Source organism: Butyrivibrio sp., from assembly GCF_017635265.1.
Taxonomy (GTDB): domain Bacteria; phylum Bacillota; class Clostridia; order Lachnospirales; family Lachnospiraceae; genus Butyrivibrio.
Map to the genome: position 1 here is coordinate 81,411 of NZ_JAGBLU010000030.1, position 23,020 is coordinate 104,430.

Genomic DNA, 23,020 nt, shown 5'->3' on the forward strand with positions numbered 1-23,020 from the left:
CCTTAAAATCAATATTAGTTTGTGATTGTCTTCTCTGTCTCTTTGTCGAAGATGTGAATCTTCTCAACATCGAATGCAAACTTAACCTTATCGCCAGGTCTAGCTGTTGTACGAGAATCAACTCTAGCTGTGATAGGGAACTTATCAAGATCAAAGTACAGATAAACTTCTGCACCAAGAAGCTCGTATACGTTGATTGTTGACTCAAATACAGCCTTTGATGTGTTAACAACCATCTCTGAATCATCAACATCTTCCGGACGGATACCGAATGTAACAGTCTTTCCAGCGTAGCCTCCCTCGATAACCTTCTTAGCCTTTGCAGGTGGAAGTTCGATTGACTTACCGGCAATCTTAAGGCAAGCCTTATCTCCGCTAACTTCTACTTCTGCATCAAGGAAGTTCATCTGAGGTGATCCCATGAATCCAGCAACAAAGAGGTTGCCTGGCTTATCATAGAGGTTCTGAGGTGTATCAACCTGCTGAACAACACCATCCTTCATAACTACGATTCTTGTACCAAGAGTCATAGCCTCTGTCTGGTCATGTGTAACGTAGATGATTGTTGTGCCAAGTCTCTGATGAAGCTTAGCAATCTCTGTTCTCATCTGTACACGAAGTTTAGCATCAAGGTTTGAAAGAGGTTCGTCCATAAGGAATACCTTAGGGTTACGAACGATAGCACGTCCCATAGCAACACGCTGTCTCTGTCCACCTGAAAGAGCCTTTGGCTTACGATCAAGGAGCTTCTCAAGGTCAAGGATCTTAGCAGCTTCTCTAACCATCTTGTCAATTTCAGCCTTTGGAACTTTTCTAAGCTTAAGTCCAAATGCCATGTTATCATATACAGTCATATGTGGGTACAGAGCGTAGTTCTGGAATACCATCGCGATATCTCTGTCCTTAGGCTCAACATCGTTAACAACTCTGTCACCAATCTTAAGTGTTCCTGAAGAAATATCTTCAAGACCGGCGATCATACGAAGTGTTGTTGACTTACCACATCCTGAAGGTCCTACGAAAATAATAAACTCTTTATCCTGAATCTCAAGGTTGAAATCTTTAACAGCCTCAAAACCATTAGGATAAACTTTAGTTACATGCTCAAGTGATAAACTTGCCATACCTTATATTCCTCCTAATTCATAAATAGCTTTATGCTATAAACAAGTATAGCGGCGGAATAATTTATTTACTATTCACTTATTTCACAAATATTTTACAATTCATTAGCTAAACTGACTAGCAATCCGGGTAATTTTCCACAATTCTGAAATATTGACGAAGAATCTAAAAATTCTATATGCAATTTGACCATTGCTTAGGCATGATAAAATGCTACTACGCCCGATTCGTGTTTTTCCCGTTCTCGCAATGCCGATCTGGAAGACGCAAATAATTTTGCATAATTATTTCCGTCTTTTGGTGCAACTGCAGCGCCAACACTGAGAAAAAGTCCTGTTCCATCTACCTCTTTCATGTTTTTAAAATCATGAATCAGTAAAATAAGTTCATCAATCTGTTTTCTTACATCCTTCGGTTCAACTATATCCTTCAAAAAAATGACAAATTCATCGTCAACTCTGCCTATGGCATCTGATGTTCTGTATTTTTCCAAAAGTTTCTTTGAAAACTTTATTATCACAGCATCCATCATTTCACTTTTTGTTTTTCTAAACTCTTTTGATCCATCAATAGACAACAGGAACATAAGGCCTTTTCTTTCACCGGGCTCCGACAGGTATGCATTCACTTCAGCTTCTACAGAATCCTCTGTTAAAAGACCTGTAACAAAATCCTTTTCGTGAACGTATCTGCTTTTTCTCCGCTTGCTGTAAGCCATTATATGTCCTACAAACAATACTGCTATAAGCATTGCTGTCAATGTCATTATCCACAGAAACATTATAAAATATCCATGAATTGCCCCATCTACAGCTTTATTCATATTGTCATAACTGATTAAAGCAATTATCGATCCGCCCGAAACAGGAGCAGGCACGGCAACTGCATAACCATATCCCGGTATTTCCTCATCATATGTTGCCCCCTGCATCAGGGCATGTTGAAAGCGCTCACTGTTAAAGTTTTCAGGTAACGCATCCCAAGCCATCTCTATATCTTTATCAGCATTTCGAATTCTGTCACCGTACTCAGTCAGTATATGACCTCTGACAGCCACCCACACTCCATAGCTGACAGATTTTTGCTTTTCAAATATTCCTTCGGATAAATTCTCGACATTGAGAATAGACACAAGATATCCTTTGGTTCCACCTATAAACCTAATGCCATTTATAAAGGCTACACTATGTCCGCCAAAGATATCTTCAGTAATATAAAGAACACCAGAGCTGTCTGCATCAAACCCATCTCTGATCTGTTCAAAGAAATCATAATTAGAAAGATTGACTGTTTTTCCACGTTCGTCAAATCCATTGCCTTCCGAATCACATATAATCGAAGTAAGACATTCTGTATTAGTCACTATAACAGATGCCCAATCTGCCATATCTGCTTTTTCATCGGCAATGTCAAATGTCTTTAAGGCTTTGGCTGCTGAATCCTGATAATCACGTATACGAACGTAATTTATATCCTTTTTATATAGTTCAGCTGCAATTCCGGAAGAAACGCTCTGTATCTCAAACATTGAAATACCATATCTCAAATCATTGCTGTAGGTTTTGAATACAATACCTACAGCAACAGCAAATATTAAGACCGGCACCAGGCATGATAACAGAGCTCTCTTCATTTGTCACCTCATAATAAGATAATCACTGCTATTATTCTTCGTCTAATTTTTTAATGGCTGCGTCCAGTTCTTCCTCTTCAGAAAGATTTTCTTCTTCAGGTTCAAATCTTTTGAATGTTCCGTTGTAAAGCATCGCATTAAGATAACTTGGTCCTGCAATTCCCAAAAGAATAAGTACCGGAACCGCTTTAAAATCAAAGAAATAAAACACAATAAACGGAATAGATGAAATAATCGTCATCAAAATAGTTTTTGGGAATGCCAATATTGCCATTAAAAGTGAATTCTTGAGAGTTGCCGCATTTGTGTTGACAAACTTGGAAAGTATCGGGAACACATAAAGTGATACCATATAAAGTAAAACACTCAATGCTATTATGGCATACCTGTAAAAACCATTTAAATTATTCAAAATAAAGAAATCCAAAACCAGAATTCCGGCAATGGCAAATTTAATAACCTGAAGGATAAGTCCCTGTTTAAAGTTCTCTTTAAAAGATCTGAAATAAGTCTTGGTTATATAACTGTCTTCATCTCTTACAATCTTCAAAAGAACAAAATGCATAGCGGTACATGCCGGCCCCAGAATACTGGAACAAATAATACCAAATATCCACGCCCATAAAACAGCGCTCAAAAAATAGTTGTAATCAAGCTCAGCGCCATCAAACAGCACCGGTCCGATAGCCGGTCCCAAAAACAGGATCTGTTCAAAAATAAGCGGGATAGCAAAAATCAAAGTTAAAATGTTTACCCACATTACATCTGCAAGCCTGGTAAGTGCTCGCATCAAAGGACTTTCTAAATCAAATATTTTTCCCATAAGTTAACTCCTCAAACAAAGCTTCATTGGTGTAAATCGGATGCCATCTGCCGTCATTTCCTCCCGGACATCCTTAAATCCCCGCTTATGATAAAAACCGACAGCGTAAGGTGCTGCATTCACTGTCAGCTCATCCATCCCCTCTTCTTCAAGAGCATATTTTGACACATATCTTATCAGTGCAGTTCCTATTCCCACACCGTGATAATTTCCATCCACAAACAATAAAGAAATATGTTTACGCTCCCGTAATGAAATCATTCCAAGGTATTTATCTTCGTAAACAGCAACAAAAAGCTGATACTGCCCGGCGATAAACATCTTCCTAAGCATATCATCATTTACAAAATTTCTGAAGTTGTCTATTCCCTCATCAGAATAGTCAGGGGCGTCAAATCTTGCAAAGGTATCCCACGCAAGTTTCATCGCCCCATCCCAATCAGAATGGTAAGCACACCTTACCATTATTTTTGATCTGTCAATTTGCAGTGCCACTCTTCAACACTCTCATTATCCAAGCATACTGATCTTCGTATACTTTTTCTCTTCCAATTTCCTGCTGAAGTTCATGACGCATTCCATCATAAATCTTAAGCTCAACATCCTTTATCTCAAGCTTATTTTTGTAAATATCATAAAGTTTGTTTAATGCCTCACCATAACTTCCTACAGGATCTTCAGCGCCGCCGGTGATAAGAATAGGAAGACTCTTTGGAATATCCTCCATCTTATCAATATCCTGAACTCTCTTTAAGAGTTCTGCCATTGTCTTGAAACCATTAAGGGTAAACACAAAGTTACATCTTGGATCGGCTACATACTTGTTTACACTTTCCTCATTATGCGAAAGCCAGTCAAACTTAGTTTTGTGATCGGGAATCTTTTTTAAATATCCCTTAAAAGCCATGTTATTGATCATCTCTGAACGATACTTCGTCCCAAAGATTACCTGTAATATGCTGACCATAGTGCTCAAAGAATTAACTGTTCCAGTGGGCATAGCTGCTGTTCCCTGAATAATAGCGCCGCTAATACCTGTTCCATAACGAGTAATGTACTCTCTTGCCACAAAAGAGCCAAAGCTGTGACCCAGAATAAATACCGGAACTCCCGGATACTCTTCCTGTGTCATTTTCTTTAATCTGTGCGCATCTCTTACAAGTACAGTTGCCGGATCGTTTTTGCAAAAGAATCCGTAAGTACCTTTGCCATCTGCTACAGAACCGCCGTGTCCAAGATGATCGTTACCCATTACGAGAATGCCCTTTTCTGCCAAAAAGTTTGCAAACTCATCATAGCGATCGATAAATTCCTGCATTCCATGGATAATCTGCAGGATAGCAACCGGCTTGCCTTCAGGTATCCATCTGATAGCATGAAGCATGGTCTGCCTGTCTCTTGATTTGTAAGTCAATTCCTCTTTGCGTGCCATTGGAAATCCCTCCCCATAATTGTTTATACTTATATGATAACATGTATTCTAAAGCTTCGCTTTAAAACATTTCATCAACAGATTTCCGCTCCGGATGGCATATCCTTTTCAGGAGTCATAAGTGCCAGATTGCCCTCAGCGTCTTCCGCACAAAGAAGCATTCCCTCTGACATTACTCCCGCAAGTTTTGCAGGCTTAAGGTTTACAAGTACCATTACCTTCTTACCAACCATCTCTTCCGGAGAATAGTATTTTCTAATTCCTGATACAATCTGCTTAACCTGACTTCCAATCTTAACCTGTGAACAAAGAAGCTTTTTTGATTTCTCAACCGCTTCGCACTTTATAATCTCGCCAACTTGGAACTGCATAGCTCCAAACTGATCAAAGGTAATTTCTTCTTTTGCAGGAATATCAATTGCTTCTGCACTTTCACTACTTTCAGTTTTCTCAACAACTGCAGGAGCAAGACCTGCCTTTGCAAGATTCTTTGCTGCCTCAGCCTGTGCTCTTTCATACTCAGCTTTTTGTCTCTTTGTAATCTCGGCAGCTTTCTCAAGCACATCCTTTAAATCTTTACGGGCAAAGAGCATTTCAGGAGCATCAGTGACTTTAGTGCCACTCTTACAAATACCGAATTTATCAAGAGTGTCAAAGTCTCTGTCAGGAGTATTGAGCTGTTCCTTGATTTTCTGCGCTGTTTCAGGCATAAACGGGTCAAGAAGAGCTGCTCCAATTGAGATAGACTCTACAAGATTGTAAAGAACTGTAGATAATCTGTCCTTTTTGCTCTCATCTTTTCCAAGAACCCATGGTTCTGTTTCATCAATATATTTATTGCATCTCTTGAATAAAGTAAATATTTCTGTAAGTGCATCCGCAACACGAAGCTCGTCCATCTTTGCTTCTACTTTTGCATAGCATCCGGTAACTACAGCCTTAAGATCATCATCAACAGGCTCTGTCACGTTCTTGTCTGCCACAACACCGCCGAGATACTTGTTACTCATAGCTATAGTACGATTTACAAGGTTTCCGAGCGTATTGGCCAGATCAGAGTTGAATCTTTCTACCAAAAGTTCCCATGTAATAACTCCATCGTTATCAAAAGGCATCTCATGAAGAACGAAATATCTTACAGGATCAACTCCAAAAAGACTTACCAGATCATCAGCGTAAATAACATTGCCCTTTGACTTACTCATTTTCTCGCCGCCCTGTAAAAGCCATGGATGACCAAATACCTGTTTGGGAAGCGGCTCGCCAAGTGCCATAAGGAAAATAGGCCAATAGATTGTATGGAATCTGATAATATCTTTTCCTATAAGGTGAAGATCTGCAGGCCACCACTTCTTGTATTCTTCAGAGCTGTTACCATCAGCATCGTACCCAATTCCTGTTATATAATTGGTAAGAGCGTCAAGCCATACATAAACCACATGTTTATCATCAAAATCAACAGGTATTCCCCATTTAAATGATGTTCTTGATACACAAAGATCCTGAAGTCCGGGAAGAAGGAAATTGTTCATCATTTCATTCTTTCTTGATGCAGGCTGAATAAATTCCGGATGTGTATTGATATGTTCGATAAGTCTGTCAGCATATTTGCTCATCTTAAAGAAGTATGCTTCTTCCTCTGCAGGATGAACAGGGCCTCCGCATTCAGGGCATTTTCCGTCCTTGAGCTGAGATTCTGTATAGAAAGCCTCGCACTCTGTACAATACATTCCCTTATATGATCCCTTGTAAATGTCTCCCTGATCATAGAATTTTTTGAAAATTTTCTGAACCTGTTTTACATGATCTTCATCTGTTGTTCTGATGAATCGGTCATAAGAAGTGTCCATAAGATTCCAGAGACCTTTAATAGTATCTGAAACCTGATCTACAAACTCTTTAGGTGAACTGCAACCGGCTTCGATTGCTCTTGTCTCAATTTTCTGACCATGCTCGTCAGAACCTGTCTGAAAATGAACATCAAATCCGTCTCTTCTTTTATACCTTGCAATAGCATCTGCCAACACGATTTCATAGCTGTTACCAATATGCGGCTTACCGGATGTGTAAGCTATTGCAGTTGTAATATAATATTTACCCTTATTCTGCATCTAAAAAACCTCGTCTTTCTATGAATGTTTACCAGCACAAAAGTTCATACCCGGTCTCAGTAACCAGAAGTTCCACTTCCCACTGCGCCGAAGGCTTAAGATCTGCTGTGTAAACAGTCCAATCATTATCTTCATCAATGAATATCTCATTTGTTCCCATGTTTACCATAGGTTCAATAGTAAATACCATTCCCGGAACCATAATCATCCCCGTTCCGGGCTTACTTACAAAACTTACAAACGGTTCCTCATGGAAAGCATTACCACATCCATGCCCGCCGATTTCTCTAACTACAGTATATCCATTCTTAAGTGCATGCTGATGAACCGCATTTCCCATATCGCCAATAGGTGTCCACGGCTTAACTGCTTTAAGTCCCTCTTCAAGGCACTCTTTTGTAACATCAACAAGTCGCTTCTTTTCAGGAGAGACATCACCTATACAAAACATTCGTGAAGAATCAGAAAAATAGCCGTCAAGAATTGTGGAACAGTCAACATTAATAATGTCGCCATCCTTTAAAATAATATCCTTTGATGGGATTCCATGACACACTTCCTCATTAATAGATGTGCACACGCTCTTGGGAAATCCCTCATAATTAAGATCTGCCGGAATTCCTCCCATCTTGGTCGTAGTATTATATACGATATCATCAATTTCCTGAGTGCTCATTCCTGCATGGATTTTCTCTCCGATTTCATCCAACACAGCCATATTTATAACTGCACTCTTCTTGATTCCTTCAATATCTTTTTCTGTTTTAAAAAGACTTCTGTCCGGTACTATAAATCCCTGATGCTCAAGCTGTATCAATTTATCGTCAAAAGCAGCGTGACAGCTTTTGTATTTCTTGCCGCTGCCGCACCAACAGGCATCGTTTCTCTCTAATCTCTTATACATGGCGTTCCTTCTTCATAAAATCGATAATTTCACAAATATAGTATGCCTTTTCAGACTTTAACTGTCAACTTGCTGTTAACTATCTCCTTAACAGGACTGTTCCTTCTAAGGTAATCGATCAAAAGATCCGGCATCTCATCAGGAAAGCTCTTTACTGTTTTGCTGTTTCCTATGCATGCATATCCGCCGGTTCCGGTAGCTCTGTAGTTGCTTGTAACAAGAGTGTATGTCTTATCGTCCTCAAGCTCAGTTCCATCAAGCTTTCTTAAAAGAGTGACTCTCTCTCCGAGAGGCTTTGTGATATCAAGGACATACTCAAGTCCGGCATAAAAATCGTAATTGTAATGCTCAATCTTTGGCTGCAAAAAGATGTTTGAAATTTTCAGTTTACCATCCTCATCAATCTCAAAGTATTCTGCACATCTTTCAAGAGCCTTTTTAATTACAGCTTTTGTTACTTCTTTTACCTCAACGGTATTGGAGAACTGATAAATTCCAAGTACGTCTCTTACTGTAATATCCTTTTTAAGACCAAGAGGATCATTGGAAAGGCTCGTGCAGGAGAAGTCAGCTCCTGTATATTCAAGCTGAACCTGATTAAAAATAGCTGCCACTTTACTTCCGTTAACAGCCACTTCAAGTTTTGGCTCAGGTTCAATGGCTTTTTCAAGGCATCCGATTGGTTCATCAAGCCATTTCTGAATTCTGGTGTTGAGGTCGTTCATAAAATCATGTGCTTTTTCTATTTCTTTATACTTAGCATCCGGTTCATTAACTGCTACAAGCTTTGATGAAATATCCCAGCCATCATTCTTTTTATCTACTTTAAGCTCACAGTACTTCATAGCCTTGGCGGGCGGCTGAACACCATAGCTTCCCTCAATAGTTACTCCTTCAACAGCCATATGCTGATGACCTGTAAGCACTATATCAAAATCAAGCTCTCTCATTATCTTACATGCCTGATTTTCTGTTGTACCGGACAAAAGTTTTCCTGTTGCAAGATCTTCTTCAAAACCGCCGTGGTAAATGCAAACTGTGATATCGCATTTATCCTTCATTATTTCAAGTTCTTTTTTTAAAGCTTCAACCGGATCAGAAACCACAAGTTCTGTAAGGTGGTCCTTTTGTTCCCACACATTGACATATCCTGTAACTGCTCCTGTTATTCCTACTCTCGTACCATCTTCAAGAGTATGAATAACGTGTTTTTTTATTCCAAGTGCGTTTCTCTTATCTTCAACGTTGGCTGAAATCAAGGTTGCATTCATGGCAGATACAAAGTCAAGAATTGCCTCATAGCCAAAGTTGAAGTCATGGTTGCCAAGTGTATAGTAATCCAATCCCATAGCATTAAATCCTTCTGCTGCGGGATTGAAATCGTATTCGTCTTTATGTTCCAAATAATATGAAAGAAGGGGTGTTCCCTGAAGGGAATCTCCTCCGTCTAAAACCAAAGTGTTTCCATCCTTTGAAATTTGTGCTGCTATGCAAAAAAGCCCCGCATTCTCGGGGCAGTTTGTGGCATAGTTAATCGGAAACACATGTCCATGGGTATCAGATGTAAAAATGATGTGCATTATTTTTCCTTTCTAAATTGGACGAAGTAGAGATGAATTTACATATTCATAATTTTCAAAAATTTATTCACATTTTCTGAAATATTACCTTTGAATATTCCCGAACCGGATACTATGACATTGGCTCCGGCTTCAAGAACTATGGGGAGATTTTCAGCATAAATACCGCCATCAACTTCTATGTCTGTTTCCAAATGTCTGTCATCAAGCATCCGACGCAATTTTCTGACCTTATCAAGTGTTTCGGGAATTAATTTCTGTCCGCCGAATCCCGGCTCAACAGTCATTATAAGAATCATTTCAACCTTGTCAAGATATGGAATGAGTTCATGGGCTGAAGTTCCTGGTTTTATGGATAACCCGGCCTTTTTGCCATATTTATGAATTTCGTCAATTACCGCTTGTGGATTTGAAGCAGCCTCAAGATGGAAGGTTATAATGTCTGCTCCGGAATCTACAAAATCCTTTATATATCTGATAGGATCTGTGATCATAAGATGCACATCAAAGACTTTGTCAGTTACTTTTCTAATACTTTTAATAACCGGCATACCATAGGAAATGGATGGCACAAATGTGCCATCCATAACATCAATATGAATATACTCTGCTCCGGCTTTATCAGCTTCTGTAATCTGCTGACCAAGCACAGTGAAATCTGCAGATAAAATTGAAGGGCTTAAAATTATCATTACTTAAGGAATTCCTTTACTGATGCGTATACACCCTCGCCGTCAAGTCCATACTTATGAACAAGTTCTGAAGCTGTTCCTGACTCGCCGAATGTATCCTGCATTCCGAGTTTCTTTACAGGAGTAGGTGCAAGTTCAGAAAGTGCATCGCATACAGCGCTTCCAAGTCCGCCGATAACGGAATGTTCCTCAACTGTTACAACTTTGCCTGTCTTCTTGGCAGATGCTGCTACAAGCTCTTTATCAAGAGGCTTGATTGTGCAGATATTGATTACTTCTGCTGAAATGCCGTCTTTAGCAAGCATTTCTGCTGCACTTAAAGCTGAATCTACGCAAATTCCTGTAGCTACTATTGTAACATCTTTTCCTTCTCTGACAACATTTCCTTTTCCAATTTCAAATTTGTAATCAGGTCTGTCATTAATGATGCTGCATGCTGCACGGCCAAATCTGATGTATACAGGGCCTTCATGCTCAACTGCTGCACGTACGCAAGCCTTTGCTTCAATGTCATCAGCAGGGCACATAACAACCATTCCAGGGATTACACTCATAAGAGCGAAATCTTCGTTACACTGATGGCTGGCTCCGTCCTCACCAACTGTGATTCCGGCATGTGTTCCACCAATCTTTACGTTAAGATGAGGATATCCTACTGAGTTACGAACCTGCTCAAATGCACGTCCTGCTGCGAACATTGCAAAAGAACTAACGAAAGGAATCTTTCCTGTTGTTGCAAGTCCAGCTGCGATACCCATCATGTTGCATTCTGCAATACCACAATCAATGTGTCTTTCTGGGAATTTCTTCTGGAAAACTGCTGTCTTTGTAGAAGCTGCAAGGTCAGCATCTAAAACTACAAGGTTAGGATACTCATCACCGAGTTCTGCAAGAGCATTACCATAACTCTCTCTTGTTGCTATTTTCTTTACATCGCTCATAGTGCTGCACCTGTCCTTTCTAATTCTTCCATAGCAAGCTTAAACTCTTCATCGTTAGGAGCTTTGCCATGCCAACCTACCTGATTCTCCATAAATGAAACGCCCTTGCCCTTAACTGTGTGAGCAATGATAGCTGTAGGCTGTCCCTTTGTATTCTTAGCTTCTTCAAAAGCTTTTCTTATTTCATCAAAATTATGACCATCAATGTTGATTACATGGAAGTTAAATGCTTTAAACTTCTCATCGATAGGATAAGGAGAACATACCTTATCAATAGGTCCATCAATCTGTAATCCGTTGTTATCTACGATTACGCAGAGGTTATCAAGTTTTCTGAATCCGGCAAACATAGCTGCTTCCCAAACCTGTCCCTCTTCAAGCTCTCCATCACCAAGGAGTGTGTATACACGGAATGACTTGTTATCAAGCTTAGCTGAAAGAGCCATACCACAAGCTGCTGAGATTCCCTGTCCAAGAGATCCGCTGCTCATGTCAAGACCTGGAAGATACTGCATGCTTGGATGTCCCTGAAGTCTTGAACCAAGTTTACGAAGAGTTGTAAGCTCCTCCTTAGGGAAATATCCTCTCTCTGCCATTACTGAGTAAAGGCCAGGAGCACAATGTCCCTTTGAAAGAACGAAACGATCGCGGTCAGCATTCTTTGTGTCCTTAGGATCGATATTCATTTCTTCGAAGTAAAGATAAGTGAAAATATCTGTTGATGACAGCGATCCGCCCGGATGTCCTGCCCCAGCTGCATGAAGTGCTGTGATAATACTTTTTCTGACTTCATTAGCTGTTTTTTGAAGTTCCTGATTGGTCATAATTATTTTTCCTTTCTATTTTTATAAAGTAGTTCTGCTCTCACCGAGTGATTACTTTTGTCCATAATATGCGTTAGCACCGTGTTTACGGTAATAGTGCTTATCCTGAAGTTCTTGTGGAGCAGGCTTCACTTCCGGATTAATAGTTTCGCACCTATAGGCCATTTTTGCAACCTCTTCTGTAACAACTGCATTATGAACCGCTTCATGTGCATCTTTACCCCAGGTAAACACACCGTGATTTTTACAAAGTACTGCAGGTACAGCCACCGGATCTTTTCCCATACGTTCAAACTCATTAACAATTAGGTGGCCTGTATTCTCTTCATATGCAGATTCGATTTCTTCCTTAGTGAGGCATCTTACGCACGGAATCTCACCATAGAAGTAATCAGCATGAGTCGTGCCATAGCACGGAATGCTTCTCCCTGCCTGAGCCCAACTTGTAGCATAGGATGAATGTGTGTGAACAACACCGCCTACTTCCTTAAATGCTTTGTAGATCTCAACATGTGTAGGTGTATCGGATGATGGGTTTAATTTACCCTCAACCTTGTTGCCATTAAGATCCATAACAACCATGTCATCAGGAGTCATGGTGTCATAGTCAACGCCGCTTGGCTTGATAACAAAAAGACCGCTCTCTCTGTCAATCGCACTTACATTTCCCCAGGTAAAAGTTACAAGTCCATACTTAGGTAACAATATGTTTGCTTCATAAACTTTTTTCTTTAATTCTTCTAACATTTTTCTACGCTCCAATGTTCATTCTATTATCAGACCGACAATTAATCTTCGTAATTATTGCGATAGGCTTATCAATTTATAGCAATCCGTATCTGAAAAGACATTAAAAATCCAGATAATTATTATTATTTTAATGAATCAACTGCTGCCCTTTCTATAGAAAGACCTGCGTTGTAGTCTTTCATAAACTCATCAAAACCGGCAACATCCTCTTTATTTGGGTCACAGGTCTCAACTTTTCCACTTGCAAATACCTTATCAGCAAGATATTTTTCAAGAGTCTCACCATCGTTTTTCTGCATCATGAATCCTGCAAGGATTGCCTGTCCCCAAGGACCGCCCTCTCCTGCTGTCTCCATAAGCTTGATAGGAGTATTGAGCGCTGCCGCCATTACTCTGTCACCAACACCTCTTACCTTGAAGAATCCGCCCTGTCCAAAGAAGAAGTCTGCCTTAACATTTTCTTCTTTCATAAGAATGTCATTTCCTGCTTTAAGAGCACCAAGTGCAGTATAAAGATGTGTTCTCATAAAGTTAGAAAGGTTGAACTTGTCATCAGGTCTTCTTACAAACAGAGGTCTTCCTTCATTGAATCCTGTGATGCTCTCACCTGAGAAATAGTTATACGCAAGAAGTCCGCCGCAGTCGGCATCACCTTCCATAGCTTTGCGGTAAAGTGTTCCATATAATGCATCATCATCAATATCTTTTCCGATTGCTCCTGCAAACTCTCTAAACAGAGATACCCATGCGTTGAGATCAGATGTGCAGTTGTTGCAGTGAACCATTGCAACCTGCTCTCCTGATGGTGTTGTAACAAGGTCAAGCTCAGGATATGCCTTTGAAAGGTCATGTTCCAGAACAACCATTGAAAATACTGAAGTTCCGGCAGAAATATTACCGGTTCTTACTCCGACTGAATTTGTGGCAACCATTCCTGTTCCGGCATCTCCCTCAGGAGGGCATACAGGGATTCCTGCCTTCAATTCGCCTGACGGATCAAGCTTTTTTACGCCTTCTTCTGTAAGACTTCCTGCCTTCGCACCTGCAGGAAGTGACTTTGGAAGGATGTCAGAAAGTTTCCAGTCAAAAGAATATGATGCAACCAGTTCATCGAACTGTTCAACCATCTTTTTGTTGTAGTCGCATGTCTTTGAATCAATAGGGAACATTCCGGAAGCATCGCCAACTCCAAGAACTTTTTCTCCTGTGAGCTGCCAATGAATATATCCGGCAAGAGTTGTAAAGAAATCCACTTTAGATACGTGCTCTTCTTTATTAAGAATAGCCTGATAGAGGTGGGCAATGCTCCATCTCTGGGGAATATGGTATCCAAAAACCTCTGTAAGTTTGTCAGAAGCTTCCTCTGTTATTGTATTTCTCCATGTTCTGAATGGCACAAGAAGGTTTCCGGCCTTATCAAATGCCATATAACCATGCATCATGGCAGAAAAGCCCATAGCTCCGACAGTTGTAAGCTTAACGCCATACTTGTTTTCCACATCCTTCTTCAGTCCCTGATAACAGTCCTGAAGCCCCGTCCAAATGTCATCAAGTGTATATGTCCAGATACCGTTATCCAGTCTGTTTTCCCATCCATGGGAGCCGGAAGCTATCGGGTTATATTCTTCATCTGTTAAAACAGCCTTAATTCTTGTTGAGCCGAACTCAATTCCGAGAAATGTTTTTCCCTCTTCAATAAACATTTTTGCATCACCCATACCTTTTCTCCTTTAATAACGCCAGTTTATTATCTGACTTACTCCGTTCGGATGCAGATACCGCAACTCAGCAAAATACGCTTCGAACGGTATCATGCTCCTTTAATTAACCCATATTTTACTTTTTTGACTAATATTTTAGTTTTTAGTAAACATACACTAATTATATACATATTCTACATTTTTTGTACATTTATTTCAGATTATTTTAAAAGAAGTTGTCCCCACCTTTATGAGGACAACTTCTTTATCAATTATTGCTATTATGACAAAAGAATTCTTTCAAACCATTACTTAATTATATGAAGAAGCGCCAACAATTTTGCCATAAGCCCGGTTTTTACAGCAACTACTGCAGCTGCAGCCACAACCACTGTAGCTCCGCCTGCTGCTATAGGCGCTACAGGAATCGGTGTTTTATCACCTGAAGGAGCTGCCTCTTTTGCCGTCTGTTCATCCAAAATCTCTACTCCAGATGAAGTTTGTTTTCCCGAATCATCAGGTGTCTGTACTGCTTCATTCGAATGTTCCTGTGTATTACCTTCATTATCTTGAGTTCCTATATTTTCCTCTCTCTGAGCCCCTGCGACATCTCGTTCATTGTTACGATTATCATTCCCGAATATGCGGTTAACGAAATTATTAACTCTATTTACAATTCGCTCCACCACATTTTCAATCGCTCTTACTATAGGCGTTGGTTCCACTCTGGATGCAGGAACTGATTCAGATGTGCTTGATGAACCTGATTCATCAGATCCCGATTCGTCATCATCTACATCCTCATCACTTGAATCACTTGAATCTCCTGATCCTTCGCTTGCAGAATCCGATTCGGATGTTGAATCTGATGAAGTTTCTGCCGTGCTGCTCTCTGATGACTGATCCTGTGTTGATGATCCGCTTGTGCTTGCAGAACCTGCTTCTTCTGTTGAACTTGCAGAGCCTGATTCTTGTGTCGAAGCAGAAGAACCTGCATCTGAGCTTACTTCTGTGCTTGATTCCGGACTCTCCTCCGAACTTGCTTCTGTGCTTGAAGCGCTTGAAGAATCATCATCCTCACTCGGATCATAGTTGTAGCCTGAAGCCTCATAGCTTCCATTTAATACAGCCACAACGTCGGAGTACGTAATACCGGCCTTTGCCAAAGCCTCCATACCTGCATCAGTCAGCTTCAGGAAATCGCCAAGGTCAATTTTTCCATTACTGCTTCTCATTCCTTCTGCTACCGCCAGCGGATCCTGTGCATTTGCATAAGGTGCATCAAGGGATACAAACCAGTCATCAGATGCTGTAAGTCCTTCACTGTTAGCAGATGTTCCATCATTCCAGAAGAAGTTAAGTTTTCCGTAAATCTTTGAGGAATCCTGTGTTCCCTTTGCTTTTATTGTTTCATTTGTACTTGTTCCGGTTGTTCTGTATGAGAGCACACCGTCAACACAAAAATCTGTGTTTGCTGTGTCATTTGTATAAAGAGCTACATTACTGCCTCCGTTATTAAATGACATGCTGTTGTATACCTGAATGTCAGGTCCGGAGTTGGAATCAATACCTTTTGCCTTGTTGCCCCATGCAACGGAATTGATGAGTTTATGAGGTCCTGCCATGCTGGAGCCACCCATCTTAAATCCATTACCGTTTCCTTCATCTGTTCCATCCACGCCGTAACCATTTGCAAAGGCAACACAATTCCGGATTGTAACCTGACCAATGCAACCTGATTCAACTTTCGCAAAAAGATCCCAGCCGTCATCCGCATTGTTGTAGGAAATACATCCATCAAATACTATGCCTTCTGCTACTGTAAGCTTTGCAGCAAATCCGTCTGCATCTTCGTATCCTGCATCCGCATTACTATATGATGTGCAGTTGAGAATAAGATCATCACTTGGCCAATCATCCCACTCATCTGTTGAAAGATATCTGCTTACCTGAATACCTGTATTTCCGTTTTCATATGTATGAATATCTTCAAGTGTAATGTGACTTCCGGACACCTGAATACCCTTTTGGGAATTACCTGATCTCGTACAGTCAATTCCGCTTACATACCAATAGTCGCCCGCAAATACAAAACCAGCGCACGCCTTGTTAAAATCAAACACTGCTCTGTCACCGGATTCAGCAATCATTCTGATCGGCTTAGATGAAGTTCCATCAATTCCCCTTGCAACTGTAACAGTACTCTTAAGTGAATATGTGCCGCCGGCAAGTCTTATTGTCTGTCCGGGCTGTACATATTTAACTGCTGTATAGATGTCTACCGGAGAATTCTCTGTTCCTTCCCCTGTGCTTGTGCCCTCAGGGGATACATATATCTCTTTTGCATCACTGATAGTCTTGTAATTTACAGTATGCGTAAATGTGCTTGCTTCATATGATGAAAGGAGCTGATACTCATCATCCTCAGGATGGAAAAATTCATCCGGTATAAATGTTACTGTAAAGGTGTTATCTCCTTTATCAAGTGTTGCTTCAACGCTCTCTACTGTATTTTCCTCAACAGTTTTGGCATTTACGAGGTTATTACCCTTTGAATCCGATATTGTCAATACACCATCTGCATTACCTGTATACTGCAATGTGTACTCAGCAGTATTTGAATATGTTGCTGAGATAATCTTGTAGCTTGGTGTTACATATGTAATTGGTTTATCTTCTGCAGCTTCATCATCAGCAGGATCAACAAGTGTCAGTTCAATATCACTAAACGTTGCTGTTGCATTTCTTGAAGCAAAGAATCCTGCATAAACATTGTCAGTATCCAGCTGTTCAAGAGCCTCTGTGTCATAATACTTCTGTGTTGTTGTATTTCCATCAGCATCTGTGTAGCTCACAAAATATCCTGTGTTGTTCTTTCTTATTGAAAGTTTAAACTCTGTTACAGGATTATCTACGGTTGTCGATGCCACACCGCCTGAAGTCTCATTTCCAATAAGATTGTATGTACCTGCTCCTTTGCTACCGCATGATGTATCAAGCGGTCTCATTGTAGATGAGAATTCTCCTGTTATTGTTGTCGAATCATTTGCCTGAAGAAGGGACAGATTATCCTGTGTAACACCAATTTTCTGCTGTGAACCAATTCCAATTTTCATTGATATTTTACTTGCTGATGTATCGTCTGTTACTTCTCCCGCAGCTGTATCATAATAATATTCAACCTTTGTAGCACTTGCCATGTAAGAGTTATTCCAAAATGCCGAAGAGTCTCCGTTTACTCCAACAGTATCTGCTGCCATAAGACCAAAGCCTTCCTGACCGTTTGAATATTTCCAGGAATCAACACTAACCGTGGCAGAAAGAGTAAAGTTTTTATCTGCCGGTATTGTTGCGTAATAAAACGCAAGCCCATCAGTAGATGCCGGAACAAGTTTTCCTTTTCCGCCGGTTGAAGCAACTGTTACAGAACCATCGTCGTTTACCGTAGCTTTATTGGTTGAAGTTGACACGCCTGATCCAAATGCAGAGAATGTCCACTCTTGTTCCCCATCCTCAGTGACCTCGATATTCATTGTACTTTCAGCCGAAACCTCTTCGTTTCTTTTTGCCGATAAAACAAGTTTATATTCATGACCAACTGTAAGATTCTTGAATGTATATTCGTATTCCGTTGAAGTATTTGTTACAACTTCTTCAGGTGTATAGGTTGCTTTCACCTCTGATGATTCGTTCTCTGTATCAATAGCTAGAAGAGTATATTCTGTAGCTTCTTTTACAGAATAGAATTTTACAGTTACAGTTCCGCTTCCCTTATTTACTGCATTTTTAAACTGTGGAGCTGTAAGAGGAAGCGTAAATTCATACTTATCTGACTCACCGCTTGTCTTTACATCTGTTTCGTCCTCTCTTGCAAGTGTAGCTACGAAATAGTATTTACCGCTTAATTCAGGCGTAAAAGAAAAATCGAAAGATTCTTTTTCTGCTGATGACTTCAAAGTTTCTTTTGTAATTCCGCCTTCATCATACATAGTTACTGTAAGGCTATCGCCGCCATCTGTGCCGATAATTGCATTCACCTTAACATCTATTTTATTTGAATCGCTCTCATTAAGTGCAACACTTTCGATAACAGGAGTACTCACACTGCTCCAATCAGCTCTTATTACTTCTTCCTGCTCACCGTCTGTTACAACAACCTTGAAAATATAGTTATTGCCGGTGGCTCCTCCAAGATAATAGGTTCCTGCACTACTAGTTTTAAGCGTTGATTTGTATGCGGAATTCTTAACCGCTTCCTCCTCAGTTATGGCAACTGTACTTCCGTTGCTGTCAAGTATTGCTATCTGGCGACCACTATCACCACAAGCCCACCACACTTCAACCTGTGCTTCATTGCTTGATGTAGTAAACTTGATTGCATTTTTCTCAGTACTTACATTACCGCCTAAATTCAATCGCTGAGAAGATGCATATCCATCATCCCAAGTCTTCGAGCTGGAATCAACTTTACTTTTTGCGCTGTATACTAATGTAAAGTATTCATCTGTGCCAGCCTTTTCAGTTTCTCCATCGCTCTTGGCACCGGCAGCAAAAGCAGCTAAACCTGATGATTCAAGTGTGTATACTGTATTTGCCTTTTCTTCTGACTTCTCGCTTTCATCAGCAACAGGTGCCTCGTCTGTTGTTCCATCGGGGAAAGTAATAGTCATATCATTACCATTTTCCTCAAACGGATCCCAGTCACCCAAAAATGCTGCTACAGAAATCCCTGTCCCATCTGAACAAACAGCTGTCTCAGGCTGCTGCGCCCAGGTTACACGAGATGAGCTGTTATCTTCTCCGGACACCTCGTATGTGCCATATTCTACGCACCTTGCCGATTCTCCGCCAAGAGTTGTATTCCAACCTGCCGGCTGGATAAGTGATACGTTAGAGTCTGTATCATAAACATATCTATTGTTTGAATCAAGGCTCCAATTTGTTGCCTCTACAACAGTATCAAAAAATACAACTTCAGAAGTATTCGCCTGCCAAGGTCTTCCAAACTGTCCGGGCTTTGATTTATATTCTGATGCTGTGTCAACGCCTGGCGTTGCACTTGTAACTTTACAGTTGTACATAAGATATCCGCGTGTACCTGAAGCCTTCTGCTGAGCTGCTGTAATATAAGCAACATCGTTTTTATCTTCACTTGTGTTAAGAACAAGGTCGCACTTTGCGAATACTGCTGTCATTCCGCCAAAGATGTAGTCTGTTCCGCCATATACTGCACAATCATAGAACGCTGCTGTAGCACCTTCTCCGCCGTAGAGAGTATCCTGACGACCAATTATGCGGCAACCATCAAAATAGCTTTCTGTTGCTGATGATGTAAGAGCAAGAGCTGCAGCTCTTTCTACATAGCTCTTATTCTGCAGACTTGTATCGCCGGCTAACATATCTGCACGGGCTGTAGATCCCTCTTTTGCACCACTTTGAGGAACAATCACGTCCTCTGCTGCCTTTTCCGACATATACTGGTTAAAAGAATTTTCAAAAATAATATCTTTTGCTTCAAATCCGGAAGCACTTACTACAACAGTTGCATTCCAGTATGTTCCAGTTCCTGAGCCGGGGTTAACAACAGATGCATAGCCATTAGCTTTGTTAGTAGTAAGAACATCGCTATTGTACTTGTAATCACTTCCCATACTGTAGTATGTATAGCCGTGTCCGTAATACCATGTAATACGAACTGCATTGTCATCAATATCTACGCCTGAATTTGTAAGTGTGTTTGTAGGATTATCACTTGCATTTTTAAGTGTTACGTTAGGAACATCAATTACAAGCATTTCCTCATAATTGCCAGGCTCTATACTAACTGTAACTCTTTCACTGTCATCTCTCTCCATGAGACGAATCGCGTCAAGTGCTTCTCCAATAGTCTCATAGTCTGCAGACTCTGATGATCCAACTGATATTTCAGACTTATATTCTGTCTGATAAACAGTCGCAATTTTTGTAATATATGATGAACCCAGAACAGTTATGTCAAATGTCCCCTTTTCTCCATCATAATTGTAGGTAAAAGTATCATCCTGACTCGTTGTTCCGGTTTTAACATCAACCGATTCTTCTGAATCACTCTCAAAATAGAAGGAGTACTGATAATTTGCAGTTACCTGAATCTGACAAGCTCCTTTTACGGGAACTGATATTGTTCCTGCTCCTGAATAAAGATATACACTATTGTGTGATCTTCCATTTGTCCATGATAATCCGTTATAAGTTCCCGATGAAGCATTCGCATATTTAGACACGAATGACTCATCACTGAAATTCCATTCTGTTATATCAGATGAGAATGTAATCTCTTTTACCACATCTGCGCCATTTACGATAAGATTGCTGGTAAGCTGCTGTACATATTCTCCCGAATCAGTAACCTCTACAACATACTGTCCATCTCTTAAAGTAATGCCATCTGTTCCTGTAAACTCATAAACGTATCCGTCAGCTTCATAATCATTTTCTGTATCAAGTCTTGTAAAGGTAAATGTTGCTTCTGCCAGATCATCAAGAGTTGCCCCGTTGGGCACGATTGTTATGTTGTATACAGGCTTAGCTTCAAATTCAATAGCAAAGTTATCTTTTTCCCCATCTACAGCAATAGATGTTGTAATCAGGTTGTAATCTTCTACTGCCGCGTATTTCTCTGAAGCAGTATCTTCTTTATCCTCTACAGCTACTTCATAATTCACTCCGCTTTGAAGCTTTACTTCATAAACAATAGCATTTTCTTCAGAATTAAGTGTAATAGAAGGAACATATACCGATTCCTTGTCATCCGGTGTAAATGTAAACTCAGCAGCTCGAACAAAGCTGTCTATATCTTCTGTATCAATCCCGGTAATACTTCCTGTGTATGTCACAAGTGTAACGCCTGCAACATCCACTTCAATTGAAGTATCCTCACTGATATTTATGCTCTTGCTAGATGTAATAACATAGTTATCAGCCCCCTCAAGAGATAAATCATAATCAAAGCCTTCTGCAAGCTCTGCCGTAAATGAACCTTCACTGACCTCAGCTCTGACCTCGTTGCCATTTTGTCTGTTAGTAAATACTATGGAAAGAGATTCTGTTCCTTCATAGCCGTTTACTGTACCTGTAAGCTGTGCATACTCCGCATGCTTACGAAGAATTCTGGCCACTACAAGCTTCTCGGTAGCAGAATATAATTTGTACCGGCTTTCGTTTGCAGGATAGTATACAAATCTTGATACTGTACTTGAACCTGCCGTATGTGTATACGTAGTTGATTCTGTTCCATCAGACATATTTTCAAATACAACATCTGAATCTGTTCCATTGCTGGCAACATATGCAGTGATGATATCATCAGCCTGGCATTCCACCGCGATATAAACATCCGATGTCCCGCTTTTATTTGAATAAATATAACCGCTATATACATTTCCATCAGAGTCTTTTAGTGACTTACTGTCATAACGGGTAAGCTCTGTGTTAGTGGTTCTTAACCTGTGAGTTTCACTATATCCACCATCATTGAATGAAAAATCCCCATCATCTATCGAGAATGATGCAATATTAACTCCTGTTGAACCGGCACTTACACTGTAAAGACCATTAATAGTATCAACTGTTAATCTGTTATTGTAATCTTCTCCCAGATCCTCAGCGCCAAAATCCCATACATCTGTCTTGGAGTCATCAAAGTTTCTATCTTCTGATTCTTCTTCAATCTCTTCTGTAGCTGCGCTGCTTGCTGCTGTTGCTGCTTCCACCGAAGAAGCACTACTTGCCGCAGAACCTTCAACTGAAGATGCGCTTGTTGCTGCAGTTCCTTCTGATGATGCTTCACTTGCAGCTGAAGAACTTGCTGATGCTGCTCCTGAAGACGCATTTCCGCTTGCAGCCGCTCCAAGTAAGGTCGCTCCTGCTGTTGCTGCAGTCAAAGAAGTTGCCTCTTCAGTTCCAGCCAAAGTTGTAGCTGCTTCCTCTGTTACTTCCTCTGTTTTAACTGTTACTGTTTCTTCTTTTTCATCATCAACACTTGATACTTCTGATGATGCATCAGAACTCCCATCAGTACTGCCTTCTTCAGAAGTCCCACTTGCGGATTCTGATGAATTGTCAGTTGTTTCTGCATAGACAACAGTCTGCGGCATTACCATGGTGACATTTGCCATCACAATCGCAGCAGACATAAGTACAGCCCCAACCTTTGTCCATGCCTTTTTGCATAGTCCCTTTCTTACCATTGTTCTCCTCCCAATTTATGTGTCTCCCACAAAACACGAATCTTAACACCCCTATAAAAATGCAAGTTTATACTTTCTTAATAATGTAAACGCTTACATTTTCATAATTCGTGTTACCATCATAACATATATATATTGACGAAAACAATATGTAAGAATTAGTTTTCATTGTGATAATGCACTAATTAATCAACAAATTCATAGAGTAAAAACTGTGCATTTTTTATGATTTGCGATAGATAATATATTTTTTGTATCCAACAATATGTAAAATTGC

At 40.3% G+C, this 23,020-nt stretch carries 14 protein-coding genes; all 14 read right to left on the minus strand.

Annotated elements, in window-relative coordinates; translation table 11 throughout:
- Positions 1–14: 14 nt before the first annotated feature.
- The gene (locus J6O61_RS04550; RefSeq protein WP_292210140.1) at positions 15–1,124 is read right to left on the minus strand and encodes an ABC transporter ATP-binding protein; all 1,110 of its coding nucleotides are present in this window, start codon (positions 1,122–1,124) and stop codon (positions 15–17) included.
- 197 nt (positions 1,125–1,321) lie between these two features.
- Positions 1,322–2,758 (minus strand): GGDEF domain-containing protein, encoded by a 1,437-nt coding sequence (locus tag J6O61_RS04555; protein ID WP_292210143.1) that lies wholly within the window; start codon positions 2,756–2,758, stop codon positions 1,322–1,324.
- A gap of 31 nt (positions 2,759–2,789) precedes the next feature.
- Positions 2,790–3,581 (minus strand): YesL family protein, encoded by a 792-nt coding sequence (locus J6O61_RS04560; RefSeq protein WP_292210146.1) that lies wholly within the window; start codon positions 3,579–3,581, stop codon positions 2,790–2,792.
- Between the two features lie 3 nt (positions 3,582–3,584).
- Positions 3,585–4,076 carry a GNAT family N-acetyltransferase gene (locus J6O61_RS04565; RefSeq protein ID WP_292210148.1) on the minus strand — a complete coding sequence of 164 codons (492 nt, stop codon included), beginning with the start codon at positions 4,074–4,076 and terminating at the stop codon, positions 3,585–3,587.
- Complete coding sequence (locus J6O61_RS04570; RefSeq protein WP_292210151.1) at positions 4,060–5,013, minus strand: alpha/beta fold hydrolase; 954 nt, start codon at positions 5,011–5,013, stop codon at positions 4,060–4,062. The genes J6O61_RS04565 and J6O61_RS04570 overlap by 17 nt, the downstream gene beginning before the upstream one ends.
- A 74-nt stretch (positions 5,014–5,087) precedes the next feature.
- On the minus strand, positions 5,088–7,124 hold the full coding sequence (metG, locus tag J6O61_RS04575; protein WP_292210153.1) for a methionine--tRNA ligase: 2,037 nt from the start codon (positions 7,122–7,124) through the stop codon (positions 5,088–5,090).
- 28 nt (positions 7,125–7,152) lie between these two features.
- Positions 7,153–8,028, minus strand: coding sequence for a methionyl aminopeptidase (locus J6O61_RS04580; RefSeq protein WP_292210156.1), 876 nt, complete (start codon positions 8,026–8,028; stop codon positions 7,153–7,155).
- A 50-nt stretch (positions 8,029–8,078) separates the two neighbouring features.
- Positions 8,079–9,608: a bifunctional metallophosphatase/5'-nucleotidase gene (locus tag J6O61_RS04585; protein WP_292210158.1), complete on the minus strand. Its 1,530-nt coding sequence runs from the start codon at positions 9,606–9,608 to the stop codon at positions 8,079–8,081.
- Positions 9,609–9,646: 38 nt separating this feature from the next.
- On the minus strand, positions 9,647–10,300 hold the full coding sequence (gene rpe / locus J6O61_RS04590; protein ID WP_292210160.1) for a ribulose-phosphate 3-epimerase: 654 nt from the start codon (positions 10,298–10,300) through the stop codon (positions 9,647–9,649).
- Positions 10,300–11,241, minus strand: coding sequence for a transketolase family protein (locus tag J6O61_RS04595; protein ID WP_022772350.1), 942 nt, complete (start codon positions 11,239–11,241; stop codon positions 10,300–10,302). The genes rpe and J6O61_RS04595 overlap by 1 nt, the downstream gene beginning before the upstream one ends.
- Positions 11,238–12,065: a transketolase gene (locus J6O61_RS04600; protein WP_103870054.1), complete on the minus strand. Its 828-nt coding sequence runs from the start codon at positions 12,063–12,065 to the stop codon at positions 11,238–11,240. The genes J6O61_RS04595 and J6O61_RS04600 overlap by 4 nt, the downstream gene beginning before the upstream one ends.
- A 51-nt stretch (positions 12,066–12,116) precedes the next feature.
- A complete protein-coding gene (locus J6O61_RS04605; RefSeq protein ID WP_022772347.1) occupies positions 12,117–12,812 on the minus strand; it encodes an L-ribulose-5-phosphate 4-epimerase in 696 nt (231 codons plus the stop codon).
- A 125-nt stretch (positions 12,813–12,937) separates the two neighbouring features.
- Positions 12,938–14,533 carry a xylulokinase gene (locus J6O61_RS04610; protein WP_292210164.1) on the minus strand — a complete coding sequence of 532 codons (1,596 nt, stop codon included), beginning with the start codon at positions 14,531–14,533 and terminating at the stop codon, positions 12,938–12,940.
- Positions 14,534–14,823: 290 nt separating this feature from the next.
- Entirely contained in the window at positions 14,824–22,743 is a 7,920-nt protein-coding gene (locus J6O61_RS04615) for a pectinesterase family protein (protein ID WP_292210166.1), read from the minus strand.
- Between the last annotated feature and the right edge of the window lie 277 nt (positions 22,744–23,020).